The sequence below is a fragment of the Actinoplanes flavus genome (assembly GCF_017592555.1).
GTDB classification, from domain to species: Bacteria; Actinomycetota; Actinomycetes; order Mycobacteriales; family Micromonosporaceae; genus Actinoplanes; species Actinoplanes flavus.
Window position 1 is genome coordinate 1 of sequence record NZ_JAGFNS010000048.1, and the last position, 24,187, is coordinate 24,187.

The 24,187-nt window shown below is 71.4% G+C and carries 23 protein-coding genes, 1 tRNA gene and 1 pseudogene; 16 read left to right on the forward strand and 9 right to left on the reverse strand.

Annotation, left to right across the window (positions count from 1 at the left end):
- Positions 1-265 (forward strand): hypothetical protein (locus J5X75_RS45155; RefSeq protein ID WP_238490891.1); only part of this gene is annotated, 265 nt, incomplete at its 5' end.
- 62 nt (positions 266-327) lie between these two features.
- On the opposite strand, the pseudogene J5X75_RS45160 reads toward J5X75_RS45155, so the two are convergent.
- Positions 328-549 (reverse strand): annotated as a pseudogene (locus tag J5X75_RS45160) (FmdB family zinc ribbon protein); the annotation flags it as partial.
- Between the two features lie 20 nt (positions 550-569).
- Complete coding sequence (locus J5X75_RS46590; protein WP_443607763.1) at positions 570-1,490, reverse strand: 5-formyltetrahydrofolate cyclo-ligase; 921 nt, start codon at positions 1,488-1,490, stop codon at positions 570-572.
- 82 nt (positions 1,491-1,572) lie between these two features.
- Here J5X75_RS46590 and J5X75_RS41100 point away from each other — a divergent pair, with 82 nt between their 5' ends.
- From J5X75_RS41100 to J5X75_RS41125, 6 genes are all read left to right on the forward strand, one after another.
- Positions 1,573-3,546, forward strand: coding sequence for a diguanylate cyclase (locus tag J5X75_RS41100; RefSeq protein ID WP_208473148.1), 1,974 nt, complete (start codon positions 1,573-1,575; stop codon positions 3,544-3,546).
- Between the two features lie 47 nt (positions 3,547-3,593).
- Positions 3,594-4,487 (forward strand): UTP--glucose-1-phosphate uridylyltransferase, encoded by an 894-nt coding sequence (locus J5X75_RS41105; protein WP_183222578.1) that lies wholly within the window; start codon positions 3,594-3,596, stop codon positions 4,485-4,487.
- Positions 4,484-5,797, forward strand: coding sequence for a molybdopterin molybdotransferase MoeA (locus J5X75_RS41110; protein ID WP_208473149.1), 1,314 nt, complete (start codon positions 4,484-4,486; stop codon positions 5,795-5,797). The genes J5X75_RS41105 and J5X75_RS41110 overlap by 4 nt, the downstream gene beginning before the upstream one ends.
- Complete coding sequence (locus J5X75_RS41115) at positions 5,798-6,436, forward strand: GNAT family N-acetyltransferase (RefSeq protein WP_208473150.1); 639 nt, start codon at positions 5,798-5,800, stop codon at positions 6,434-6,436. It begins immediately after the preceding gene.
- A gap of 100 nt (positions 6,437-6,536) precedes the next feature.
- A complete protein-coding gene (gene sepX, locus J5X75_RS41120; protein ID WP_208473182.1) occupies positions 6,537-7,286 on the forward strand; it encodes a divisome protein SepX/GlpR in 750 nt (249 codons plus the stop codon).
- A gap of 197 nt (positions 7,287-7,483) precedes the next feature.
- Positions 7,484-7,560 (forward strand) — tRNA-Ala (locus J5X75_RS41125).
- A 78-nt stretch (positions 7,561-7,638) separates the two neighbouring features.
- On the opposite strand, the gene J5X75_RS41130 is transcribed toward J5X75_RS41125, so the two are convergent.
- Positions 7,639-9,276 (reverse strand): sensor histidine kinase, encoded by a 1,638-nt coding sequence (locus J5X75_RS41130; RefSeq protein ID WP_208473151.1) that lies wholly within the window; start codon positions 9,274-9,276, stop codon positions 7,639-7,641.
- Complete coding sequence (locus J5X75_RS41135) at positions 9,273-9,962, reverse strand: response regulator transcription factor (protein ID WP_208473152.1); 690 nt, start codon at positions 9,960-9,962, stop codon at positions 9,273-9,275. Before J5X75_RS41135 ends, J5X75_RS41130 begins: the two co-directional genes overlap by 4 nt.
- A 338-nt stretch (positions 9,963-10,300) precedes the next feature.
- Between J5X75_RS41135 and J5X75_RS41140 the strand changes: the two genes are divergently transcribed.
- The 7 genes from J5X75_RS41140 to J5X75_RS41170 all read left to right on the forward strand — a co-directional run bounded on the left by J5X75_RS41140 (position 10,301) and on the right by J5X75_RS41170 (position 15,765).
- Positions 10,301-10,618 carry a hypothetical protein gene (locus J5X75_RS41140; RefSeq protein WP_208473153.1) on the forward strand — a complete coding sequence of 106 codons (318 nt, stop codon included), beginning with the start codon at positions 10,301-10,303 and terminating at the stop codon, positions 10,616-10,618.
- Between the two features lie 270 nt (positions 10,619-10,888).
- The gene (locus tag J5X75_RS41145; RefSeq protein WP_208473154.1) at positions 10,889-11,668 is read left to right on the forward strand and encodes a hypothetical protein; all 780 of its coding nucleotides are present in this window, start codon (positions 10,889-10,891) and stop codon (positions 11,666-11,668) included.
- Positions 11,669-11,673: 5 nt separating this feature from the next.
- On the forward strand, positions 11,674-12,168 hold the full coding sequence (locus tag J5X75_RS41150; RefSeq protein ID WP_208473155.1) for a hypothetical protein: 495 nt from the start codon (positions 11,674-11,676) through the stop codon (positions 12,166-12,168).
- Positions 12,169-12,248: 80 nt separating this feature from the next.
- Complete coding sequence (locus tag J5X75_RS41155) at positions 12,249-12,821, forward strand: hypothetical protein (RefSeq protein ID WP_208473156.1); 573 nt, start codon at positions 12,249-12,251, stop codon at positions 12,819-12,821.
- Positions 12,822-13,877, forward strand: coding sequence for a peptidoglycan-binding protein (locus J5X75_RS41160; RefSeq protein WP_208473157.1), 1,056 nt, complete (start codon positions 12,822-12,824; stop codon positions 13,875-13,877).
- The gene (locus tag J5X75_RS41165; protein WP_208473158.1) at positions 13,874-14,587 is read left to right on the forward strand and encodes an ABC transporter ATP-binding protein; all 714 of its coding nucleotides are present in this window, start codon (positions 13,874-13,876) and stop codon (positions 14,585-14,587) included. Before J5X75_RS41160 ends, J5X75_RS41165 begins: the two co-directional genes overlap by 4 nt.
- A gap of 41 nt (positions 14,588-14,628) precedes the next feature.
- Positions 14,629-15,765 carry an ABC transporter permease gene (locus J5X75_RS41170; protein ID WP_208473183.1) on the forward strand — a complete coding sequence of 379 codons (1,137 nt, stop codon included), beginning with the start codon at positions 14,629-14,631 and terminating at the stop codon, positions 15,763-15,765.
- A gap of 30 nt (positions 15,766-15,795) precedes the next feature.
- Here J5X75_RS41170 and J5X75_RS41175 read toward each other — a convergent pair whose 3' ends face one another.
- Both J5X75_RS41175 and J5X75_RS41180 read right to left on the reverse strand, forming a co-directional pair.
- Positions 15,796-16,251, reverse strand: coding sequence for a GNAT family N-acetyltransferase (locus J5X75_RS41175; protein WP_208473184.1), 456 nt, complete (start codon positions 16,249-16,251; stop codon positions 15,796-15,798).
- Between the two features lie 5 nt (positions 16,252-16,256).
- Complete coding sequence (locus J5X75_RS41180; RefSeq protein ID WP_208473159.1) at positions 16,257-16,760, reverse strand: DUF2199 domain-containing protein; 504 nt, start codon at positions 16,758-16,760, stop codon at positions 16,257-16,259.
- A gap of 131 nt (positions 16,761-16,891) precedes the next feature.
- Here J5X75_RS41180 and J5X75_RS41185 point away from each other — a divergent pair, with 131 nt between their 5' ends.
- Positions 16,892-18,136: a GAF domain-containing sensor histidine kinase gene (locus tag J5X75_RS41185; RefSeq protein ID WP_208473160.1), complete on the forward strand. Its 1,245-nt coding sequence runs from the start codon at positions 16,892-16,894 to the stop codon at positions 18,134-18,136.
- A 55-nt stretch (positions 18,137-18,191) separates the two neighbouring features.
- Here J5X75_RS41185 and J5X75_RS41190 read toward each other — a convergent pair whose 3' ends face one another.
- The 3 genes from J5X75_RS41190 to J5X75_RS41200 form a co-directional block, all read right to left on the reverse strand.
- Positions 18,192-20,456 (reverse strand): bifunctional polysaccharide deacetylase/glycosyltransferase family 2 protein, encoded by a 2,265-nt coding sequence (locus J5X75_RS41190; RefSeq protein WP_208473161.1) that lies wholly within the window; start codon positions 20,454-20,456, stop codon positions 18,192-18,194.
- Positions 20,453-21,154 (reverse strand): hypothetical protein, encoded by a 702-nt coding sequence (locus J5X75_RS41195; RefSeq protein WP_208473162.1) that lies wholly within the window; start codon positions 21,152-21,154, stop codon positions 20,453-20,455. The genes J5X75_RS41190 and J5X75_RS41195 overlap by 4 nt, the downstream gene beginning before the upstream one ends.
- Positions 21,155-21,583: 429 nt before the next feature.
- Entirely contained in the window at positions 21,584-23,167 is a 1,584-nt protein-coding gene (locus J5X75_RS41200; protein WP_208473163.1) for a dolichyl-phosphate-mannose--protein mannosyltransferase, read from the reverse strand.
- 75 nt (positions 23,168-23,242) lie between these two features.
- On the opposite strand from J5X75_RS41200, the gene rsmI reads away from it, so the two are divergent.
- Positions 23,243-24,094 carry a 16S rRNA (cytidine(1402)-2'-O)-methyltransferase gene (rsmI, locus tag J5X75_RS41205; RefSeq protein WP_208473164.1) on the forward strand — a complete coding sequence of 284 codons (852 nt, stop codon included), beginning with the start codon at positions 23,243-23,245 and terminating at the stop codon, positions 24,092-24,094.
- Positions 24,095-24,187 lie beyond the last annotated feature (93 nt).

The following is a 24,187-nucleotide window of genomic DNA, read 5'->3' on the forward strand; positions in this document are numbered from 1 at the left end:
GAACGGCGAAGCGCCGAGCGGGTGGGCGGCTCGGCGCTTCGCGTCAGGGTGGTGGCGGTGCGCTCAGGAAGCGGCCGCGGCCTTTGCACCACCGCTGCTCGACGAGGAGGTCGAGCTGCTGCTGGTGGAGGAGGACGAGGTCGACGGGGTCGACGTCGTCGAGGTGGAGGTCGAGGTGCTCGAGGTCTCCGGCTTCTTGGCGGTGGTGTCGCCGCTGCCCGACTTCTCGGCGCTCACGCTGCCTGAGCGGGAGTCGTTGCGGTAGAAGCCCGAGCCCTTGAAGACGATACCGACCGAGTTGAACACCTTGCGGAGCTTGCCGTGGCAGTTCGGGCACTCGGTGAGTGCCGGGTCGGAGAAGGATTGCACGGCTTCGAGCTGCTCACCGCACTCGGTGCAGGAGTACTGGTAGGTAGGCACGGCTCCTCCGGATCGATCGGCTCTTGGCACTCGCCAACTCCGAGTGCCAATGTTGCGGTATCGGAGGTCAGTTCGTCCACTCCGGGTCCGGCCTGAGGGAGAAGCGGTCGGGTGTATGCGGCCGCTCATGCGGTTCGAAGTGGGGCTGGTCACACCCGGTGATTGGCGGTCGGCCGGAGGGAGAGGCCGCCGGTCGGAGTGATCACGGCGTGCACGCGACGGTCGTGCGGTTCGGCGGGAACGGTGTCGACGTCCTCGCCGTCGTGGAGGAGCGCCACGATCCGTGGGCCGCTCGGCCGGATCCGGTCGCTTGAGTGGGGCGTTGCCACGCCGCCGTGATGGGCCCGGGATGGGTCGCCGGGGCCGTCCGCGTGGGCCGGGACCTGGTCGTGCGGGCCGCGGCCGGGGGCGTTGTCGGAACCCGGGATCTGGTCGTGCGGGCTGCCGGGGGCGTTGTGGAAACCCGGGATCTGGTCGTGCGGGCTGCTGGCGGGGGCATTGTGGGAACCCGGGGCCTGGTCGTGCGGGCTGTGGCCGGGGGCGTTCAGGTGGGGCGGGGCTTGGGTGTGCGGGCCGTGGCCGGGGGCGTCCAGGCGGGACAGGGCTCGGTCGTAGGAGCCGCCGCCGCGGCCCATGCGGGTGCCGTCCAGGGCTACGGCCAGGGCGGGGACCAGGATGAGGTCGGCGTGGCGCAGGCCGGCCGGGCCCAGGCGGGGGCCGGTGGGTTCCCGTAGGCCGCGGGGTGCGGGTGTGAGGTCGCCGGTGAATGCGGCCCAGTCCAGGTCGTTGTCGGGCAGCAGGACCGGCAGCAGCAGGCGGCCGCCGGCGGGGAGTGCCTCGGCCAGGCGGTACGGGAGATCGGGCCCCCCGGGTTCGGAGCCGATGGGGACATAGGCGGCGATCGTGATCGGGTGCGCCGCGCGTACCAGAGCAAGGGTTTGATCGTGAAGTTTGGCCGCCGCGGACGCGAGGGCGATGTCCGAGAGTGATCGACGGACGGTGAGGAGCCGTGCGCGTAGCGCGATCTTGATTTGCCGTGATTTTTCCGCGTCACCGGTTAAATCCGACATGCAACACCCCCTTTTGAAATGCGGCAAACGGTGCACACTATGTCAGCATCGCTGGAAGAGAAGGTCGCTCCCGGGAGGATGTGTGACACTTCGAGGCCGGCTGACCAGTGCTTTCCTGGTCGTCGTGCTCGGTCCGGTCCTGCTCGGGGCGATTTTCGTCGCACTGACCGTGAGTGCCGTCAGCCGCGACCGGACCACCGAACGCCTGGACCACGCGGCCACCACGGTGAGCGCCGCCGTGGGCGCTCTCTGCCGCCAGTTGCAGGCCGCGGCCGACGCGGTGGCGGTGGTTCCCGCCGAGAACCGGATCGCGGTCGCCGACCAGCTGGTCGCGCGAGGGCTGGCCACGACGGTGGACGTGACCGTTCCGGACCAGCCGTTGCTGGGTCGTGCGGCGGCGACCGGGAACGGGACGACCAGCCCGCTCAGTTGTGCCGACCCGGCGCCGCGGGGCACGGCCACGGCGTTCGCCGCGTACGCGTACGCCGACGAAGTGACCGTGATCGCCGCCCAGGGCATCGATCCCGCCCTGATGGACCGGCTCGGGGATGCCGCCGGGGTGGCCGTGGCGATCGGCGCGCCGGCGCCGGAGACCGGCGCCCGCACGACCCGGCAGCTGACCGCGGTGCCCGGCCAGCCGTTGCCGCTCACGCTGAGCGTGCCCACCGGCGAACCCACCCTCCGGTACGCGATCCTGCTCCTGATCGTGCTGGTCACCGCTGTGGTGGCGGTCCTGGCCGCCCGCTGGCTGGCCCGGTCGACCACCCGCCCGCTCGGTGACCTGGCCTGGGCCGCCGACCGGGTGGCGAACGGCGATCTGGACACCCGGGTGCCGATCCCGCGCCCGGACGAGCTGGGCCGGCTCGCCGGGACCTTCAACCGGATGACCCGTGAGCTGCAGTCCTACGTGCAGGCGCTGACCGCGAGCCGGGATCAGCTGCGCCGTCATCTGGCCATCCTCGGCGACACCCTGTCCAGTACGCACGACCTGGACCGGATCCTGCCGGTGATCCTGCGCACCGCGATGACCGCCACCGGCGCCCGGGCCGGGCTGCTGCTGCTCGCCGACCCGTCGGACGGGCGACTGGCGGCCCGCTGCGGGGCCGGGCTGACCGGCGCGTGGGACCTGACGCCGGCCGAGCTGGCGCAGCGCCGCCTGCCGTCGGGGCGCGGCGTGCTGGGGACGGTGGCGTCGACCGGCCGGCCGATGCGCGGGACCGGCGGGCAGAGCCCGGACGAGCCGGTCTGCGAGTCGTATCTCGCGGTGCCGATCTGCGCGCCGCCGGCCGATCCGGAGACCGACCCGGAGCCGGGCACGCTGGGGGTGCTGGCCCTCTACGACCGGCTGGGCGGGCCCGCTTTCGAGGACGCCGACCTGCGGACCCTGCGCACCTTCGCCGGGCAGGCCGGGGTGGCCGTGCACAACGTCCGGGTCCATGAGGAGGCACAGCGTCTGTCGTTGACCGATCCGCTGACCGGACTCTGGAACTACCGTTATCTGCGTGAGGTGCTGCGCCGCGAGGTGGAGCGGGCCAGCCGGTTCGGCCGGATGCTCACCGTCCTGGTCCTCGATCTGGACCACTTCAAGGAGGTGAACGACACGTACGGGCACACCGCGGGCGATCAGGTGCTGGGCGAGTTCGCGCGGCGGATCCGGATCGGGCTGCGGGAGGTCGACGTGGCGTTCCGGCAGGGCGGGGAGGAGTTCGTGGTGCTGTTGCCGGAGACGGACGCGTACGGCGGGGTGATCGTCGCCGAGCGGCTGTGCGCCGCGGTGCGGGACCGGCCGGTGCCGGTCGATCCCCGCCGGCCCGGGCTCGACGACCGGATCCCGATCAGCGTCTCCATCGGCATCGCCGTCTTCCCCGAGCACGGCGGAACCGCCCAGCAGGTGCTGGACGCCGCCGACGAGGCGCTGTACGCCGCGAAGCACGCCGGCCGGGACACCTATCGGCTCGCGGAACGGGTTTCCCAGGCCGGGCCGGAGGGGCATCTGGATGCCGCGACCGCCACCACCGGTGGGCCGCAGCCGCCGCGACCCGGCCGTGGCCGATAGTCTCGCGGCATGCCTGGTCACGAACCCAGCGAAGGTGAAGGAACGGAATGACGACGAAGCGCGCCGTCAAGGCGGTGATTCCGGCGGCGGGACTCGCGACCCGCTTCCTCCCGGCCACCAAGGCGGTACCCAAGGAACTGCTGCCGGTGGTGGACCGGCCGGTTCTGCAGTACATCGTCGAGGAGGCCGCGTCCGCCGGCATCACCGACGTCCTGCTGGTCACCGGCCGTGGCAAGACCGCCATGGTGGATCACTTCGACCGCCGGCCGGACGTCGAGGCCCGGCTCGAGGAGAAGGGCGACCACGAGCGTCTCGCCGCGGTGCGCCGGTCCAGCGAACTGGCCGACATCTACACCTGCCGGCAGGGTGAGCCACTCGGGCTGGGGCACGCGGTCGGCTGCGCCGCCTCGCACGTCGGCGACAACCCGTTCGCGGTGCTGCTCGGTGACGAGTTCGTCGAGGAGGACAAGCCGCTGCTCCCGGCCATGCTCGACCTCCAGGCCCGGACCGGCGGCATCGTCCTGGCGTTCATGGAGGTCGCGCCGGAGGAGACTTCCCGGTACGGCATCGCCTCGATCCGGGAGAGCGACCTGGGCGAGGACGTCGTCGAGGTGACCGGCCTGGTGGAGAAGCCGGCGCCGGGGGAGGCCCCGAGCAACCTGGCGGTCCTCGGCCGGTACGTGCTGCCCGGCTCGATCTTCGACGTCATCGCCGACACCAAGCCCGGCAACGGCGGCGAGATCCAGCTGACCGACGCGATGGCCGCCATGCTGGCCGACGGGGTGCCGGTGCACGGCATCGTCTACCGCGGCCACCGGTACGACACCGGCATGCCGCTCGGCTACCTCCAGGCCGTCGTCCAGCTCGCGGTGCAGCGACCCGACCTCGGCGAGGAGTTCCGGGCCTGGCTCACCGAATTCGTCGGTGGCCGGAAGGGATGACCGCCACGGCCGATCGCGAGGCGGCCGCTTCCAACGAGCTGATGCCTCTCGCCGAGTACCTGGGCAGCGTGCTGCGCAGGCTCCGGGCGCTGCCTCCGCTCGACCTCGACCTCACCCAGGCGCACGGGAACGTGCTCGCCGCCGACGTGGTGGCGCCGCATCCGTTCCCGGCGTTCGACCAGGCCGCGATCGACGGGTACGCGGCCCGATGGGAAGACCTGGCCGGCGCCGGGCGCATCGGGTCGCACCCGTCGTTCGGGCAGTTCGAGAACACCGCCCGTACGGTCCGGCTGAACGTGGTCGGCGACATGGGCGCGGCACACTGGCGGCCGGTCCGGATCACCCCCGGCACCTGCTTCTCGGTGGCGGCCGGGGCGCCGCTGCCGATCGGCGCCGACGTGGTCGTCCCGGTCCACTGGACCGATCAGGGCATGGCCGCCGTCGAGATCCTGCACGCCCCGAAACGGGGTTCCGGGGTCCGCCGGGCCGGTGAGGAGTTCGCCGTCGGGCAGCTGCTCGCCGCCGCCGGGTCGTACGTGACCCCGCCCATGGTGGCCGTCTTCGCCGCCGCCGGGATCGGCCACGTCCTGGTCCGGCCCAGTCCGCGGGTGGTGGTCGTGGCCACCGGCGACGAACTGGTCGACGTGGGCCGCCCCAGCCAGCCCGGCCAGGTGGTGGACGCCAACTCGCACGCGCTCACCGCGGCCGCCGTGGAGGCGGGCGCGCTGGCGTACCGGATCGGGATCTGCGACGACGACCCGGAAGGGCTGCGCGGCCTGCTGGAGGACCAGACGCTGCGCGCCGACCTGATCATCACGACCGGCGGCACCGGCACCGGCCCCGGCGACATGCTGCGCCGGGTGCTGTCCCGGCCCGGCCCGAGCCGCGGCACCGTCGAGTTCACCGACGTCGCCCTCTGCCCCGGCACCTCGCTCGGCTTCGGCACGGTCGGTGGCGAGGAGGTGCCGGTGGTCTGCCTGCCCGGGGAGCCGGGCGCCGCACTGATCGGCTTCGAGGTGCTGGCCCGCCCGGTGATCCAGCTGCTCGCCGGCGCCGAACCGGTGTTCCGTCCCGGGGTCAAGGCACATCTGCTGGAGACCGTCTCCTCGCCCGGTGGGCTGCGCGAGTTCCGGCCGGCGCACGTGGCCGAGCGACGTGGTGGCGGTTACACGGTGCAGCCGCTCGCCGGGGGGCCGTACACTCTCTCCGGTTTGGCCGAGGCGAACGGCCTGCTGGTGCTCGGCGAACGGGTCACCACAGCGGCCGCCGGCTCGACCGTCGACGTCCTGCTGCTCGACCGGAGGCGATGAATGCTCGGGGCCACCACACCCGGATGGCCCGCCGTGCTGTCGGACGGGGCCGTGCTGCTCCGGCCGTACAAGCGGGGTGACGCCCGGGCCTGGTCCGAGGTGCGGATCGCCAACCAGGCGTGGCTGGCGCCCTGGGAGTCGGCGCCGCCCGGGCCGTGGGCGGAGATGAACTCGCCGCGCGCGTACGGCTACGTCTACCGCGACATGAAGCGGGCCGCCCGCAACGGCGACAGCATGCCGTTCGCCGTCTGCCTGCTCGAGGACGGGCGGGAACGCCTGGTCGGCCACGTCAACCTGGGCAACATCGTGCGGCGGGCGTTCGCGTCGGCGTACGCGGGCTACTGGGTCGACCATCGGGTGGCCGGGCGGGGCGTGATCCCGACCGCGCTCGCGCTCGCCGTGGACCACGCGTTCGGGCCGGGCGGGCTGCACCGGATCGAGGTCAACATCCGGCCGGAGAACGGGCCGAGCCGCCGGGTGGTGGAGAAGCTGGGGTTCCGCGAGGAGGCCTACCACCAGCGGTACATGCACATCGACGGTGGTTGGCGCGATCACCTCGGTTATGCGATGACGAGCGAAGAGGTCGCCGCCGAGGGTGGCCTGCTGGCGCGGTGGCGGCGCGCCCGTACCGCTAAATGATCTTGAAGGTCGGAGAGCCTCCGGCGCGGCGCGCGAAATATCACGGCTACCGCCCGTAACCTCGCATTCGTCGTGTCCTTTTCCGTGGCGGATCGGAGGCCTGAGGGTGCCGACCTCGGTGCTCCTTGCGGTCCTCGCCGCGGCGGGTCTGCTCGCTCTCGCTCCGGCGCTGGCCCGCCGGTACGATCCCGCCGAGCGCCTCGCCGCGGAGCGGGCGTCATCGACGGCGCGGGTGCTGCAACGCCGCCGCCGTCTGCGCACCGTGCCCGGACGCCGACCGATCAACCCCGCCCGCCAGGTCACGGTTACGGTTCCGGCCCCATCGGGTGATCCCACGCCACCCGAACGCAGGCTCCGCCTCGTCACCGGCCGGCCGCGCCGCGTCCCACGCCGCCGCGGCACCCCCGCCATCGTCCGCCGCCGGCGTGTCTTCGCCGCCCTGGTGCTGCTCAACGCCATCGAACTGGTCGGCGTACTGGCCGTCGGCCCCGGCTTCTGGATCAGCTTCGCCGTCACCGGCAGCCTCCTCGGCCTGTACCTCGTACACCTGCGCAACCGCGCCATCGCCGATCGCCGCCGCCGGCGCGTGCAGGCCCGCGAAGCCGCCTGGCTCGCCGCCCGCCAGGCCGAGGTCCGCCGCGAACAGGCCCGCCGCGCCGCCGCCCGCCGCGAAGCCCAGCGCCGCCTCGCCGCCCAGCGCGAAGCCGTCCGGAGGGCCGCCATGGGCCTCGACCGGGAACCCTCCGACCTGCCCGTCGCCGCCAACGGCGGCTCGGTCTCCTATCGGAGGCGCGGCGGGCTGCGTGGTCGCCCTTACGAGGCCGGGGGTCGGCATCATCACGCTTCCTAGAAGGGGTACGGCCTACGCCGCCCCCAGGAATCGATCCCCGTCCCGTCCGCTCCGCGCGACCTGGCTGCCAGTCCAGCCGGTGCCGCCCGTTCCGGGCGGGGCTGCCCTGCCGCTTCGAGGAGGGGCGGTTCGCGAGGCGCATGGACGACCTGTTAGCCTTTCCTCGGTTCCACGGTGAGCGATCATCGAGGGACCAAGGGGCTGTGGCGCAGTCTGGTAGCGCACCTCGTTCGCATCGAGGGGGTCTGGGGTTCAAATCCCCACAGCTCCACCAGTAAGACCAGATCGACGGGCTGATCGCGGAAATTCGCGACCAGCCCGTTCTGCATTCGATACCGCGATGGGACCGGCTTCAACGCCGGCCGGGGTCGCTGCTGACCGGCAGCGTCACCGTGAAGGTGGTTCCCCGCCCGATCTCACTGGTCACGCTGATGGTGCCGCCGTGGTCGGCGATGATCTGGCTGACGATGGCCAGGCCCAGCCCACTGCCGCCGGCACCGCGCCGCCGTGCGGCGTCGGCCCGCCAGAACCGGTCGAACACGTGCGGCAGGTCCGTTTCGGCGATGCCCTTGCCGGTGTCGCTGATGCGGACCACGGCGCGGTCGCCGGCCCCGGCCACCTCCAGCCGGATCCGTCCGTTCGGCGGGGTGGCGGCGATCGCGTTGCGGATCAGGTTGCCGAAGACCTGGCGCAGGCGATCCGGGTCGGCGTACACCGGCATCTCGGCCGGGGCGTCCACGGTGAGGTCCAGGCCGGCGGCCTCGGCGACCGCGCCGTGTGCGGTGCGGCAGGTCTCCGCCAGTTCGGCGAGATCGACCACACCGCGGTGGTAGGTCAGGACGCCGGCTTCGGCCAGGGCCAGATCCTGGAGGTCGTCGATGATCCGTTGATGGAGCAGCGCCTCCTCGTGGAGTGAGGCGAACAGTTCCGGATCGGGTTCGAGTACCCCGTCGGCGAGCGCCTCCAGGTATCCCCGCAGATTCTGCAGGGGTGTGCGAAGTTCGTGGGCGATGTCGGCGATGAGCTGGCGCTGCTGCCGCTCGCTCTGGTCCAGGGACGCGGCCATGTGGTTGAAGGTGCGGCCGAGTTCGGTGAGTTCGTCCCGCCCGGTGATGGCGACCCGCTCACTGCGGGCTCCGGCGCCGAGCCGGCGTGCGGCGGTGGTGAGGGCGCTGATCGGGCGGAGCACCCGGCGGGTGAGCAGCAGGGCGGTGCCGGTGGCGACCAGCACGACCGCGCCGGCTACCAGGGCGATCGACCCGCCGGAGAGGCGGTACGGCACCTCGTCGCGCGCCCCGATGTAGAGCCGCAGCGGCTCCGCGGCCGGGGTCGCGACCTGGCGGGCGAAGAGGGTACGCAGACAGGTGTGGTCGTCGCCGGTCTCGGTGCAGGCGTACGCCTCGCGCCCGGCCGCCCGGGCCTGCTCGGTGCTGCTGCGGGTCCGTTCCCGGCAGGCCGTCACGACCGCTGCCGCGCCGTCACCGTCGAAGACCGGTACGCCGTCGGCGCCGGGCCGCTGCCGCACCTCGGCACCCGCCTGGGCCAGGCAGTCGGCGAAGGCCCAGCCGTCCCGGTAGGCGGTGATGGTCCGCCCGATCAGCCCCGCCCGGGCCGACGCCGTGGGAAGGGTGAGTTCGGGCATGGGGGGCCGGGGGTCGACGACCGTCGGCTCGCCGGCGACGGCCCTGGCCTGACGCCCACTGAGCAGGTCGGAGTCGGCGACCACCAGCCCGTCCTCGGTGACCAGCCGGATCCGCTGCCCGAATTCTCCGGACAGGTCGGCAACGCTGCGTTCGACGCCGTCCCAGGAGCCGTGCGCCAGGCCGTAGCCGGTCAGCCTTCCGGTGATCGCGGTGACCTCGCGCTGACCGGCCGCGACCGTGTCGGTGAGCTGTCGGTTCGCCTGGCGGAGGGTCAGCCAAGCGGTGGCGGCCGACGACGTGAGCACCAGGAAGGCGGTCAGGAGCAGCACCCGGAGACGAAAGCTCATGGCTGTTCCACGAGCCGGTACCCGCGGCCGTACACGGTCTGCACGTAGCCGGGCTTCGCCGGATCCTCCTCGATCTTGCGGCGCAGGTTCATGACGTGGGCGTCCACGGTGCGCTCTTCGACGTACCGGTCGAAGCCGAAGGCCCGGTCGATGATCTGCGCCCGGGTGAACACGTGGCCCGGTTCGGCCGCGAGGACCTGGAGGATGCCGAATTCCTTGGCGGTGAGGGGGATCTGCCGGTCGCCGACCCAGACCTCGAACCGTCCGACATCGATCCGGAGTTCGCCGACGGTCAGCACCGCGGTCCGGTCGGTGCTCAGGGATCCGGAGCGGCGCAGCAGCGCACGGACGCGCGCGGTCAGCTCACGAGGGCTGTACGGCTTGGTCATGTAGTCGTCCGCGCCGAGGTCCAGGCCGGTGAGCAGGTCCTCCTCGGTGTTGCGGGCGGTCAGCAGCAGGATCGGGACCTCGCACTCGGCGCGCAGCACGCGACAGACGTCGAGACCGTCGAGGACCGGCAACATGATGTCGAGGACGATGAGGTCGGGCTGGTACGCCCGGCAGCGGTCCACCGCCGACCGTCCGTCGCCGACGACCTGAACGCTGTGCCCGTCCCGCTCCAGGTAGACCTGAATGAGTTTCGCCTGTTTGGCGTCATCCTCCGCGACCAGGACCCGCGCCGTCATCAACCGCTCCTCCCGTGGCGTCCGGCACCACCCTAGAGAACGGGGCGGGCCCCGTCGAACGGGGATTTCGCGGAAATACTTTGACGTGGGCCTATCTCAGGATGTGGAAGGATTGTTACTTCCCCTGCGTAGTTATTCGATCTTTTCGGCAATTCCATGGTGCTCGCCGCCGCACAGGCCAGGCGAGCTGCCAGCGAGTCATGGAGATCGACACGTAACGTATAGAAATTTCTCAATTAAATTTCAGGCAACATTCTGCGCCCCCGATCTTCCCTGCCCGGCTGTTAGTTTCACGCTGATCGATCGATCGTCCGAAACATTCACGGGAGGAAGAAAGAATGCGTTCCATCACCCGACAGCTCACGGTGGCCGCCATGGCCACCGGTGCGGTCCTGGCCGCGGCCGTTCCGGCCCAGGCCTATGTCGACGGCGACTACACCGGGAACGGTGTCCGCATCCGGGCCAGCGCGCCCAGCGGCACCACCCACGGCCTGGGTTACCCGGGCCAGGGGGCCCGGCTCTACTGCTACGTCACCAGCTCGACCGTCAACGGCAACCCGTACTGGGACAGCAACCGCAACCGGACGACCGGCGTCACCGGCTACAGCGCCGAGGGTCTGCTGACCCCGCAGTACGCGAACATCCCGCACTGCTGAATCACCGCGTAGTCAGCTGAAGGATTCCGCCGGGCGGGCCCGCCCGGCGGAATTCCGTGGTCCGAGTACGACGTCCACGACGAGGAGTTGAGTTCCCAGGTGTCATCCGCACGCCGTGCCGCGGGGGTCCGGCGTCCGGTGCAGGGCCTCGCGCTGCTGTTCGCAGCCTGCGCCACGTTGCTCACCGGTTGCCATGACCCGAATCCGCCGCACCAACCACGATCCAGCGATGCGCCGCTACCCGCACCGTCCATCAGCGCGATCCCCACGGTGAGCGCGGGAGCCAGTCACGCGTTGCCACTGGCGGCCTACATCGGTTCCGCCGAGGAGCAGGCCACCCTGAGCCGGGCCGAGGGGATCCTGCTGCAGCGGTGCATGCACGGTCTCGGTTTCACCGGCTGGCGGCCCACCGAGACCCAGCCGGCCACCCAGTGGACCACCGGTCTGCGGATCGGCATCGTCGACGCCGAGTTGGCCGGGAAGTACGGGTACCACCCACCCGGGGAGCGCACCGAACGAGTCGCCCGCGCCACGGCGAGCCCACGGCAGCGCGCCGAGATCGCCGCGCTCACCGGACAGAAGACCGCCGAGGCGGCCACCACCGAGCCGTTGATCGGTAGGACGATCCCTGATGGCGGCTGCGAGGGCGAGGCCGAACGTGTGCTCGGGGCCGGCATGCCGGCCTACGACAACGAGCTCTACGGAAGGCTCGGAGTCGAGGCGGACAAGGCCACCCAGCGCGACGACCGGGTGGTAGGCGGTCTCCGGGCCTGGAGCGACTGTATGAAGCGGGCCGGGCATCTTTACCGCAACCCCTGGGAGGCCGCCGCTCAGACGTGGGCGGTCGTTCCTACCGCTACCGAGAAGGCGCTGGCCACCGCGGACGTCGCCTGCAAGACCGAGACCGGCCTGCCGGGCATCTGGTTCGCCGTGCTCGGCGGGTACGAGCAGCGACTGATCGACCGGAACCGGGCGGGTCTGGAAGCCACCCGTGCCGCGGTGGAAGCCCGACTGCGGAACGCCGGCGCGGTCCTTGCGAGCAAGGGATGAACCGGATGCGTACGTTTCGCTGGTCCCTGGCCGCCGCCGGCCTGCTGGCATCGACCGCCTGCACGCCCGCCGCCCCGGCCACCGACGCCGCCTCGTCCGCGCCGGCGCTCCCGCCCGATGTCGACGCCGCCTACCAGGAGTTCTGGGCGACGTGGCAGGCGGCCATGGCCTCGCCGGACTACGACGTCGAGCGGCTCGGCGCGCGCGTGGGGGATCCGTTGCTGGAGACACTCCAGACGAACCTTCGCAAGACGCGGGAGCAGCACGTGGTGACCCGCGGCCAGGCCACCCACCAGATCCGGCAGGTGGAGGCCGACGGCGGGGCCTGGTGGGTCACCGACTGTGTCGGCATCGGGGGCTGGCAGCTCTACGACGCCGGCTCCGCCAGCCCGATCGCCGGCCAGGCCGACGGGCCTCGGAGCCAGCTGACCATGCTGGTGCTGCGGCGGCAGGACGGGGCGTGGAAAGCCACCAACATGTACGACTCCGGCGTGTGCTGATGAAGTGCCCGGCAGAGGCATCACGACGGCTGGACAACTCCTTCAAGAGTTCTTCATACCGCGCTCCCTACCGTGGCACTGTGCGAATGAAATGGACATCAATCAGCCTGTTCCTCCTGTTGAGTGCCGGTCTGGCCGGCTGCGCCGGCGCATCGGAGGAGCCGAAGATCGCCACCGCGGCCAGCGCGCCGGCCGCCGCCTCCGCGGCCGCCGCCACGACCGCGGCCGGCGACGAGGTGGCCGCCTACCTGGCGAGCGCCCGCGACTACGCGCGCTGCATGCGGGACGCCGGCTTCAACGTCAGCGACCCGGACGAAAAGGGCCAGGTCAAGACGCTCGGTGAGCCCAAGGCCGGCGCCGACCCGCGCGCCGGCCGGGAGAAGTGCTCGAAGCTGTTGCAGCCGATCCCCGCCGAACTCCAGCAGGGCACCGAGCGTACGGCCGAGCAGATCGCGGCCGCGCGGGAGTACGCGAAGTGCATGCGTGCCAACGGGGCCGCCGACTTCCCCGACCCCGACGCCAAGGGCGAGTTCCCGGACTCCGCGGACGGCAAGCCGGCCTGGAACCAGGAGACCGCCGCGGCGCGCAAGGCGGTCCAGAAATGCGCCCCGATCGTCGGAGGCAGCGGCGACACCTCCGGGGGAGTGGGCTGAGTGGGCAGACGCCGGGTCGCCACGGCGGCACTCGGGTTCGGGGTGGTGACCGTCGCCGCGCTGGCGGTCACCGCGTCGCTCGGCCTCCACTGGAATCAACGGTCGGCGGAACCGGTGGTCCCGGCCGCCGAGTTCGCCACCACGCCGATGAAGCGCGAGACGCTCGTCGCGTACAGCACGGTGGACGCGCAGATCAGTTACGGGGCAGGCTGGCCGATCAGCGTCCGGTCGCAGGGTGTGGTGACCTGGCTCCCGGCCGCCGGGAAGGTGATCCGGCGGGGCGAGACCCTGTTGCGGGTGAACGACACGCCCATCGTCCTGCTGTACGGCGACCTTCCGGCGTACCGGCAGTTGACGGAGGGCACCGAGGGTAATGACGTGCGTGAGTTCGAGGAGAACCTGAGCGCCCTCGGCTACCGGGGCTTCACCGTCGACCGGATCTATTCGAAGTCCACGGTGGACGCCGTGAAGCGCTGGCAGAAGGATCTGGGCCTGCCCGAATCCGGCACCGTGGAGCCGGACCGGGTCCTCTACGCCACCCGGCCGGTGCGGATCGCCGGCCGGCTGGTCCGGGTGGGTGCGACGGTTCCGGCCGACGTGCTGACGGGCAGCGGTACGCGCAAGGTCGTCACCGCCGAGATCGAGACCGCCGACGCCGCCTGGGCGACCGCCGGTACGACGGTGAGCGTGCTGCCGGCCTCGGGCAAACCGGTTCCCGGCAAGATCACCTCGGTGAGTGAGCCGTCCAACGCGGGAGCGGACACCGAGGCCGGGACGAGCAAGATCAAACTGGTGGTGAGCGTCGAGAACCAGAAGGCGCTGCCGGCCGGCGGTGCGGGCATCTCCATCCGGCACACCGAGCAGGAACGGCGTGACGTGCTGACCGCCCCGGTGACCGCGTTGCTCGCCCTCGCCGAAGGTGGCTACGGCGTCGAGGTCGTGGCGGACGGCACGTCCCGGATCGTGGCCGTCGAGGTGGGCATGTTCTCCGGCGGCCGGGTCGAGGTCTCCGGCGCCGGTCTGGAGGCCGACACCCTGGTCCGGGTTCCGAAATGACCACGTCACCGGCCGAACCGCCCGCGGTCGAACTCAGCGGGGTCGGCAGGACCTATCCCGGGGGCGTGACCGCGCTACAGGATGTGGATCTCCTGATCCACCGGGGTGAGCTCGCCGCCATCCTGGGGCCCTCCGGCTCCGGAAAGTCCACCATGCTGAACCTTCTCGGCACCCTTGACCGCCCGACCACCGGATCGGTGCGCATCGACGGCTGCGACGTGTCGGCGATGTCCGACCGGGAGCTCTCCGCGCTGCGAGCCGCCAGCATCGGTTTCGTCTTCCAGCAGTTCCACCTGTCGCCGGGCCGGTCGGCGACGGAGAACGTGGCGGATGGGCTGCTCTACACGGGCACGCGCCGACGGGAACGCCTGCGCCGGTCCGCGGAGGCGCTGCACCGCGTCGGCCTCGGGCACCGCCTGGACCACGCCCCGCACGAACTCTCCGGCGGCGAGCGCCAGCGGGTGGCCATCGCCCGCGCCGTCGTCGGCGAGCCGGTCCTGCTGCTCGCCGACGAGCCGACCGGGAACCTGGACAGCGTCTCCGGAGCCTCGATCCTCGAACTCCTGGTGCGGCTCAACGCGGCCGGGACCACGGTTCTGGTGATCACCCACGACAGCGGGGTGGCACGGCAACTACCGCGCCGGATCGAGATCCGGGACGGGCGCCTGGTCTCCGACTCGGCCGTACCGGAGAGGGTGGGAAGCCGGTGAGGGTGCGTCGTCTCAGCGTGGCCGACCTGGCCCGCCTCGGCATGGTGGGCCTGTTCGCACGGCCGTTGCGGGTCTTTCTCTCCGCGCTCGGCATCGCCATCGGCATCGGGGCGATGCTCGCCGTCGTCGGGATCTCCGCCTCCAGCACCGCGGAACTGGACCGTACCCTCAGCCGGCTGGGCACCAACATGCTGATCGTGACCCCGGGCAAGACTCTGAGCGGCAAGAACGCCGAGCTACCGGCCGAGGCGACCGCGATGGTCAGCCGGATCGGCCCGGTCGAGGCGGTGGCCGCGACCGGGCGCGTGCCCGCGTACGTCTACCGCAACGATCACATCGCACCCGGCGAGACCAACAGCATCGAGGTGCTCGCCGTCGACCGCGACCTTCCGGGCACGGTTCGGGCCACCGTCTCGGCGGGCAGCTGGCTCACCCCGGCGACGGTCGACTACCCGGCCGTGGTGCTCGGCGCGGTCGCGGCCCAGCGGCTGGACGTCCGCACACCCGGCACACGGGTGTGGCTCGGTGGCCACTGGTACGCCGTACAGGGGGTTCTCGCCCCGGTCCCGTTGGCGCCGGAACTCGACCGGGCCGCACTCGTCGGCTGGGGAGCGGCCCGCGAGTACGCCGGCTTCGACGGCCATCCCACCACGGTCTATCTCCGTGCGGTGGAGAGCCAGGTCGAGGCGGTGCGAGGGGTGCTGGGCCGGACCGCGAACCCGCAGGCGCCGATGGAGGTGGGCATCTCCCGCCCGTCCGACGCGCTCACCGCGAAACGGGCCGCCGACGACACCCTCACCGCCCTGCTGCTCGGCCTGAGCGCGGTCGCCCTGCTGGTCGGCGGGGTCGGGGTGGCCAACACGATGGTCATCTCGGTGCTGGAGCGCCGCTCCGAGATCGGGCTGCGCCGGGCGCTCGGCGCCAAGCGGAGTCATGTCCGGATCCAGTTCCTCAACGAGGCGCTGCTGCTGTCCGCGCTCGGCGGGGCCGGTGGCGTGATCCTCGGCGTCCTCGCGACCGGCGCGTATGCGCTGAGCCGTGGCTGGCCGGTGGTGGTGCCCGGCTGGGCGAGCGCGGGCGGTCTCGGGGCCACGCTGATGATCGGTGCGCTGGCGGGGGTCTATCCGGCCATGCGGGCGAGCCGGGTGGCGCCGGCGGAGGCGCTCAGCGCCCCCTGATCCGGGCCGGCGGTCGCTCCCCCGTACCGATCAGAGGATTTTGACCGCGACCGTCTCGTCTCCGCTGATCTCGCCGGTGGGGGTGAAGCCCAGCTTGGCGTAGAACGGCCCGGGACCGCCTTCGCGGGGCTCGTAGGTGACGTAGGCGCGGGTTTCGCCGCGGGCGCGGATCTCGGCGCAGACGGCCTCCACCGCGAAGGTGCCGTAGCCGTGGCCCTGGCGGTCGGCGGCGATGTTGAGGCGCCAGAGGCCGGAGCGCAGGTCGGTGGGGTCGGAGGGCTCGCCCCACGGGAGGTCGAGGAAGGCCATCACGAAGCCGACCAGCTCGTCGCCGTCGTAGATCAGGCGCGGCCAGGCGTATTCGGGATAAACGTACGCCTCGGCCAGGGACTTGACCACCGGCTCGACCAGGTCCTCCTGGTCGGGGCGGACGGTCAGGGCCAGGGCCGCCTCGTAGTTGCCGGGGGTGACCGCGCGGAGATGCATGCCGGTCATCGGTGCAGGTGGAAGGAGGCGATCTCCTCCACCCGGGTCCGGGTGACGCCGGCGAGTTGTTCGACGGCGAGGGGGTGGCCGGTCGGTTCCAGTTCGATGTACGGCAGCTGGCCCACGGCCCGGGTGTGCACGTTCGTCCGGAGATTGAGCGTCGACGGCTCGTATCCGGCGATGATGTTGGAGAGCCAGCCGAAGTAGGGCGGTTCCTTCTCGCGGCCGGGCTGTTCCCAGACGTCGACCGCGCGGGTGAAGCTGGCCCGGCTCAGTGACACCCACATGCTGTAGGTGAACACCTCGCCGGTGTCCCAGACCGGCAGTTCGATCAGGCCGCGGACGAAGAACTGCTCGCCGGCGATCACGCACAGGTCCGCGTCCAGCAGGCAACCTTCCTGGTCCGCCATCTCCGGCTGCCAGAAATCCGGTGCCGGGGCGGCGAAACTGAGCGGCGGGCCGTCGTGCACGGCCCCGCACGTGCCGCAGGTGAACTGCTCGGTGCTCATGGCCGCGAAGCATACGGGCGAGCCCGGCTGTGGCGGTCGGCACGCCCGCTGCCGGTGCCTGATCTGGGTGAAAAGCGAGTGTTGCTACTTTTGGGTGGTACCTCTGAATCAAGTCTCGGAGGTGACGTCACATGAAAGCACCACTGCCCGACAACGAGATCGAGCGGCTGGCGGCGCTGTACTCGCTCGACATCCTCGACAGCCCCCCGGAGAAGGACTTCGACGACATCGTCGCGCTGGCGGCCGCGGTCTGCGAGGCACCCGTCGCGATGGTCAGCCTGGTCGACGCCGATCGGCAGTGGGCCAAGTCCAGGACCGGCTCCGAAGTAGCGGAGACCTCCCGGGACATGTCCATCTGCGCCCACGCCATCCTCGGCCGCGACCTGCTCATCGTTCCGGACACCCGGGCCGACAACCGGTTCGCCGACATGCCGGCGGTGGCCGGGAGCGGAGGCATCCGGTTCTACGCCGGGGCGCCGCTGCTCACCACCGACGGGTTCGCGCTCGGCACCCTCTGCGTCATGGACGTCGAACCACGGCGGCTCGACATGGAGCAGCAGCAGGCGCTGCGTGCCCTCGCCCGGCAGGTGACCGCCCAGCTGGAGCTGCGCCGGTACGCCTTCGCGCTGGCCAACACCACGGCCCGGCTCCAGGAGCTGGAACGCCGCAAGGACGACCTGGCCGGTCTGGTCGGCGGGGAGTTGCGGTCGTCGCTGCGGCTCATGTCGGCGTACCTGGAACGCCTGGGCGACACCGGCTACCACGACGCCGAGATGGCGGACCTGGTCGGCCGGGCCACGGCGGCGCACGTGCGGGGGCTCCGCGAGCTGATCGACCACCTCACCACGATGGCCGACGCCGGGCTGGGCGGGGAGAGCCTGCACATGCGGCAGTGCGACCTCACCCGGGTCACCCAGCGGGCGGTGGAGGCGGTACGGCCGATCGCCGCCAGCAAGCACATCTGGATCCTCAACCAGGCGGGCGGCCCGTCGTTGCCGATCATCGCCGATCCGGTGCGCCTGGAGCAGGTCCTCACCCACCTGCTGTTCGCCGCGGTCAAGTACACGCCGGAGGGCGGCCGGGTACGGGTCGGCACCGAGATGGAGTCCGGCCCCACCGTACGGCTGGACGACATGGACCTGCCCGACGGCCTGCGACCCGACCTGTTCCCGCATCTGTACTACGGGGCCATCGCCAACCCGACCGACGTACCGGGGCCGGACCGGGGGCTGGCCGTCGCCAAACGCATCCTGGACGCCCATCACGCCACCGTGGCGCTCTCCGACCGGCCGGGCGACGGGACGTCCCTGCACGTCGTGTTCCCGTACGCCGAGATGAACCCGGCCGAGATGATCCGGGACCTGGCCGTCGCCTGAGCACGAGCGGAACCCGCCCCCGATCGGCTGCAGTTCGGTCGGGGGCGGGCCGGTCTCATCGCCGTGCCGGTGGCCTTCCGTGCGCGGACGGCGGCCAGGTGTCCACGTCGGGCGCCACCCGCTGCCCGGGCATCGCCGGCGTCGGCGGAGGCGGCGGAGCCGGCGTACGCGGGGCCAGCCCGGCCCGGTTGAGCTTGTGCCAGCGCAGCCGCCCACCGGTCAGGGCCGTGGTCGCCGACTGCAACAGCACCAGGTACATCAGCTGCCGGTACGCGAACTGCTGCAACGGCAACCGCAGCAGCGGCTTGAACGACTCCTTGTCGAGGCGGAACGCGACCCCCGCGGTGAACAGCTGGAGGGCCAGCATGCCGAGCCAGGCCGCGACGGTCTCCTGGCGCTCCCAGAAGACCAGGCCGTACACGAGCATGATGTCGACCACCGGCGCCAGCATCGGCAGCGCCACCCCGAAGAGGGCGAGGAACGGCAGGCCCACCCGCCCGAAGCGGCCGGACGGCCCGGAGTCGAACAGCGCGCCCCGGTGCTTCCACATCGCCTGCATGGTCCCGTAGCTCCACCGGTACCGCTGCCGGTACAGCTGCTCCAGCGTGGTCGGGGCCTCGGTCCAGGCCAGGGCGTCCTCCACGTAGACGACCCGCCATCCGCCCCGGCACAGCGCCATCGTGACGTCGGTGTCCTCGGCCAGGGTCTCGTCGCTGACCCCGCCGACCTGGGCCAGCGCCTCCCGGCGGAACGCGCCGATCGCGCCGGGCACGGTGGGCATGCAGTTCAGCACCTCGTAGAGGCGGCGGTCCAGGTTGAAGCCGATCACGTACTCGATGTGCTGCCAGGAGGCGACCATGGTCTCCCGGTTGCCGACCTTGACGTTGCCGGCCACCGCGCCCACCGACGGGTCGCCGAACGGCTGGACCAGCCGGTGCAGCGAATCCGGTTCGAAGATGGTGTCACCGTCGACCATCACGATCAGGTCGTGCTTCGCCATGGCCACACCGGTGTTCAGGGCGTTCGGCTTGCCGCCGTTGGGCACCCGGACCACCCGCACGTGCGGCAGGCCCATCCGGTCGACCAGGTCGGCGGTGCCGTCGGTGGAGCCGTCGTCGACCACCACCACCTCGATCATCGGATGGTTGCCGCCGGCCAGGGAGCGGACCGCGGCCTCGATGCCCTCCTTCTCGTTGTAGGCGGGCACGATCACCGAGACCGGCTCGTTCACCGGTGGGCCCCAGCTCCAGCCGGGCTTGCGCCGCTGCCGGGCGTTGTGCGTGGCGAGCAGGAGCATGAGCAGCGTACGGCCGATGGTCAGCAGCCCGACCACCAGGAAGAGCACGGCGATCACGGTGACCATGCCGTCGGCCAGGCCGACCGTCCAGATCAGGGCCATGCCGCGCCACTCGTCGCCGGCCGGCGCCTCGGGGTTGACCGGCAGCGCCGCCGCGGGGGCGTCCGCGCGTTCGGCGAGGCCCAGGTTGAGCCCCTCGGTGACGGTGGTGAAGCGGTAGCCCTGGGCCTTCATCCGCGGGATGAACTCGCGCAGCGCCGCGACGGTCTGCGAGCGCTCGCCGCCGGCGTCGTGGAAGAGGACGATCGAGGACTGGTCGCCGGTCGGGGCGGCGTTGGCGATGATCTCGTCGATCCCGGGGCGCTGCCAGTCCCCGCTGTCCTTGTCGTTGACCACGACCAGGTAACCGAGGGCGCCGGCCTCCTTGATCAGCTTCCAGTTCACCTCGTCGATGGCCGCGTTCTTGGACGAGTACGGGAACCGGGCCAGGTTGGTGTGCACCCCGGTGGCCCGGGCGATCGCCACCTGGTTCTGGGACAGCTCGAGCTCCCGCCGCCACGGGGCGAGCTTCTGCATGTTGCGGTGGGTGAAGGTGTGCAGGCCCAGTTCGTGGCCGCCGTCCACGATGCGCTTGGTCAGCTCGGGGTGCCTGGCGACCTGGGCGCCGACGACGAAGAAGGTGGCGTGGGCGTCCTGCTCGCGCAGCACCTCCAGGATCTTCGGCGTCCACACCGGATCCGGCCCGTCGTCGAAGGTGAGCGCGATGGTGCGATCCGGCAGCCGGCTGGTGCTCTCCTGGCCGCCGGTGGTGTTGATGACCGGGCCACCCTCGCGGATCGCCGACGGCACGCCGGCGTGGTCGCCGGCCTTGCTCGCCACGTGGTCGCCGGTGAACTTGGGGTTGATGTACGTCTGCACGAACAGCACCGCCGTGAAGAACACGACCAGGAGCGTGCCGAGCAGCACGCGCGGCGGGGGCACGATGCGGCGCCGGCTGCGGGCCCGGCGGGACGCGGCGGTCACGGGGCGGCCCGGGTGGACGGCGGAGTGCTGTCGGCCGCGTCGTCGGCGACCGGTGGCAGCGACGGCGGGGGCGCCGGCGTGCCGGTGTCCTCGGCCGGCGCCGGGCCGCCGCCACCCTCACCGCCGGAGTCGGGGACCACCGGAGGCGCCGGCGGCACCGGCCCGGTGGGGTCCGGGGTCGGGGTGATCGTCGTGGTGGGGGTCGGTGTCGGCGACTCGGTGGACTCCAGCGTCTTGGTGGTCGTGGTGCTGGGCGTCCCGCCGGCCGGCGGCCGGGTGGTCGCCTTCGCCGGTCCGCTGGAGGTCGGCGCGGACTGGCTCGCGGTACGGCGTTCGGTGCCGCCGGTGCGCCGCTCCACCGACTCGATGCGCCGGGTCGGGGTGGCGCTCGGGGTGGGCGTCGGCGCCGGGGTGGGACGGGCCACCGGCTTCTCCTCCTCGCCCTCGTCCTCGTCGTCGTCCAGTCCGGGCAGCGGGAACACCACGCTCGAGGCCACCGGACCACCGGCGAGGCTGACGCCGACCAGGCCCCCGTACGCGACGAGAAGGACGCCGAAGGCCAGTGCGAGGCGCCGGAGCAACCGGCTGCGGCGTCCGGTGGAGTCCACGAACACCGGCGCCGGCTCCGGCACGGTGATCACTTCCGTGGGGAGGTAGGGGTCGACGTCGTCTGGGTTTCTGGGCTCCTGCGAAGTCACGCGGCGAGCTTAAGAACATTTATCGCGATCTTGGCACAGATCACTCACAAGGGGGACAGCCGACTGATCCTCTGAAATAGGACGAAATGCCGTGCGTGGTGATTTGGCCGGTCGGAGGGGGTGTGAACGCGTTTCGCTGACCTGCGGCGCGGCATCGGATCGAAAGACGTTATGCCCTTGCCCAAAGCAATTTACTGTCGTATTCCCGACCGCGCGGCCGAGCATTTCTCGTGAAAGAAGAAGACCGATAAGAGAAGTAAGAACTTAATGTCGGAATCGCTGTGATGGTGGGAGCGACACGAGAAACTCCTGGCGGCACCCGTTGTGCACGCCATCCGACCTAGTTAAGCTCTTGATGCGCGCCCCAATCGCCCGCTTCCCCCGTGGCAGGCGATCGGGGCGCGCCCTTCTGTTTCCGGGCTGTCGCCGCTAGATCCAGCGGCCCCCGAGCCACATGCGCACCGACCAGTCGTCGTAGGGCAGCAGTGTGCCCACGAAGACCGGATAGAAATACGCGAAACACAGCGCGACCAGGACGACGTAGGTGGACACCGCGACCGCGCCGATGAGCTGCCGGTCGGAACGGTTCGCCCCCACCGCCATCCCGCCCGGGGGCGTCATGATCGCCCCGAGCACGTAGACCACCGCCAGGATCAGGAACGGCAGCGCCGGCATCACGTAGAACGCGAACATCGTGCGCCCGTCCTTGACCGCGAAATAGAACCACGGCAGCAGGCCGGCCACCGCGCCGGTCATGATCGCGTAGGCCCGCCAGTCGCGCCGGGCGATCCCGAACCAGGCCAGCGCGCCCAGCGCCGGCAGGAACGACCACCACAGGATCGGCGTACCCAGGAGCAGGATCTCGGCGGCGCAGCTCGGCGCCCCGCAGTTGCCGGCGGTGCTCCAGTAGAAGGCCACCGGACGGCCCAGCAGCAGCCACTGCCACGGCCACGACTGGTAGGTGTGCTTCTCGGTCAGTCCGGTGTGGAAGTTGAACGCCTCGGAGTGGTAGTGGGCCAGGTTGAGCAGCGCCCCGACGACCGGCGGCTCGCTCCACCCGTTGTCCGCCCGGTAGTGCCGGAAGTAGCCGTTGTCGGTGACGAACCAGCCGGTCCAGCTGGCCAGGTAGACGCCGATGGCCAGCCCGAAGCAGAGCAGCAGCCAGCCCAGGTCGCCGATGATCCCGGCCAGCACCGGCCCGCGCACCCCCGCGGAGCGCCGCGCCTGCACCCGCCAGACGATCACCAGAGCCGCGAAGAACGGCGCGAAGAAGGCGGCGCTCCACTTGACACTGCACGCCATGCCGAAGGTGATCCCGGCGACCAGCAGCCACCACGGCACGATCAGCGGCACGGTCGGCGTCTTCTGCGGGTCGTAGCCCCGCTCCAGCGCGCGCAGCCAGCGACGGCGGTAGTGGTCCCGGTCCAGCACCAGGGCACCGAAGGTCATCAGGATGAACAGGCCGATGAAGATGTCCAGCAGCGAGGTCCGGGAGAGGACCAGCTGGAAGCCGTCCAGCGTCATCAGCAGACCGGCGATCCCGGCCAGCACGATCGAGTGGAACAGCCGGAACGCGATCCGGATCAGGATCAGCACCATCAGCGTGCCGGCGACCGCGGTGGAGAACCGCCAGCCCAGCTCGTTGTTGCCGTACACCGACTCGCCGAGCGCGATCAGCCACTTGCCGAGCGGGGGATGCACGACGTACGCCGCGCCGTTGACCTTCTCGTCCCACTCGATGCCGTGCTGGAGCATGTCCCAGGCATCGGTCGGGTAGTACACCTCGTCGAAGATGTAACCCTTCGGCTTGTCCAGCCCGGCGAACCGCAGGATGCCGGCCACCGTGACGATGATCAGGGTGATGAGCCACGAGTAGGGATTGAACCGTCGGTCCAGCGTCGACAGGCGACGCCGGACGATCTCGGGCACATCACGCACGCTTGGGGATGACCCCGTCCCGGCGGTGGGGTCCGCGGGGGTGAGGTCTGTGTCAGCTGTCGCCGCCGTCGTCACCCCGGAATCGTAGGACGGAAGCCTGAGAAGCGATGCCCGCCATCACCACCTCTTGCCATGTGATGGACTTTTGCGATGTCTGATGACGAAGAAGCCGGCGGCCGGGTGATCCTGGTGGGTGCTCCGCTGGGCAACACCGGCGACGCCTCGACCCGGTTGCGCGAGGTCCTGGCCTCGGCAGACGTGATCGCCGCGGAGGACACCCGGCGGCTCGGCCGGCTCGCCCGGGACCTCGACGTCACCGTGCGCGGCCGGATCGTCTCCTACTTCGAGGGCAACGACGAACGGCGTACCCCCGAACTGGTCGAGGCGCTGCGCGACGGCGCGGTCGTCGCCGTCGTCACCGACGGCGGCATGCCGAGCGTCTCCGACCCCGGCTTCCGGCTGGTCCGGGCGGCGCTCGACGCCGGCTTCCCGGTCACCTCGGCGCCCGGGCCGAGCGCGGTCACCACGGCGCTGGCCCTCTCCGGCCTGCCCAGCGACCGGTTCGTCTTCGAGGGCTTCCTGCCCCGGTCCGGCTCGAACCGCCGCTCCCGCCTCCGCGAACTGGCCGCCGAGCCGCGCACGCTGGTGTTCTTCGAGGCGCCGCACCGGATCGCCGGCGCGCTCGAGGACCTGGCCGCGATCTTCGGGGCGGACCGGCCGGCCGCTCTCTGCCGGGAGCTCACCAAGACGTACGAGGAGATCCGCCGGGACACCCTCGCCGAGCTCGCCGCGAACGCCGCGGCGGATCCGCCGCGCGGTGAGATCACCCTGGTGGTCGCGGGTGCGCCGGCCGGGCCGCCGGAACGGCCCGGCGACGACGAGCTGCGTGCCGAGGTCGCCCGGCGGGAGGCCGCCGGCGTTTCCCGCCGAGACGCGATCCAGTCGGTGGCCGACGCTTATCAGCTGCGCAAACGCGACGTCTACGCCCTCATACACCATTGATTCGTACGACTACCCGAACCGGTTTCGGAAAATACGCGAGGCGCCGTCCCGCCCAGCCATCGGTTCGGTAGGCGGCCACCCGTTCGGTAGACG

Coding starts and splice junctions, on each gene's coding strand:
- J5X75_RS46590 (WP_443607763.1), bottom strand. CDS start 1,490: ATGTCGGATTTAACCGGTGACGCGGAAAAATCACGGCAAATCAAGATC.
- J5X75_RS41105 (WP_183222578.1), top strand. CDS start 3,594: ATGACGACGAAGCGCGCCGTCAAGGCGGTGATTCCGGCGGCGGGACTC.
- J5X75_RS41110 (WP_208473149.1), top strand. CDS start 4,484: ATGACCGCCACGGCCGATCGCGAGGCGGCCGCTTCCAACGAGCTGATG.
- J5X75_RS41115 (WP_208473150.1), top strand. CDS start 5,798: ATGCTCGGGGCCACCACACCCGGATGGCCCGCCGTGCTGTCGGACGGG.
- J5X75_RS41130 (WP_208473151.1), bottom strand. CDS start 9,276: ATGAGCTTTCGTCTCCGGGTGCTGCTCCTGACCGCCTTCCTGGTGCTC.
- J5X75_RS41135 (WP_208473152.1), bottom strand. CDS start 9,962: ATGACGGCGCGGGTCCTGGTCGCGGAGGATGACGCCAAACAGGCGAAA.
- J5X75_RS41140 (WP_208473153.1), top strand. CDS start 10,301: ATGCGTTCCATCACCCGACAGCTCACGGTGGCCGCCATGGCCACCGGT.
- J5X75_RS41150 (WP_208473155.1), top strand. CDS start 11,674: ATGCGTACGTTTCGCTGGTCCCTGGCCGCCGCCGGCCTGCTGGCATCG.
- J5X75_RS41165 (WP_208473158.1), top strand. CDS start 13,874: ATGACCACGTCACCGGCCGAACCGCCCGCGGTCGAACTCAGCGGGGTC.
- J5X75_RS41170 (WP_208473183.1), top strand. CDS start 14,629: ATGGTGGGCCTGTTCGCACGGCCGTTGCGGGTCTTTCTCTCCGCGCTC.
- J5X75_RS41175 (WP_208473184.1), bottom strand. CDS start 16,251: ATGCATCTCCGCGCGGTCACCCCCGGCAACTACGAGGCGGCCCTGGCC.
- J5X75_RS41180 (WP_208473159.1), bottom strand. CDS start 16,760: ATGAGCACCGAGCAGTTCACCTGCGGCACGTGCGGGGCCGTGCACGAC.
- J5X75_RS41185 (WP_208473160.1), top strand. CDS start 16,892: ATGAAAGCACCACTGCCCGACAACGAGATCGAGCGGCTGGCGGCGCTG.
- rsmI (WP_208473164.1), top strand. CDS start 23,243: ATGTCTGATGACGAAGAAGCCGGCGGCCGGGTGATCCTGGTGGGTGCT.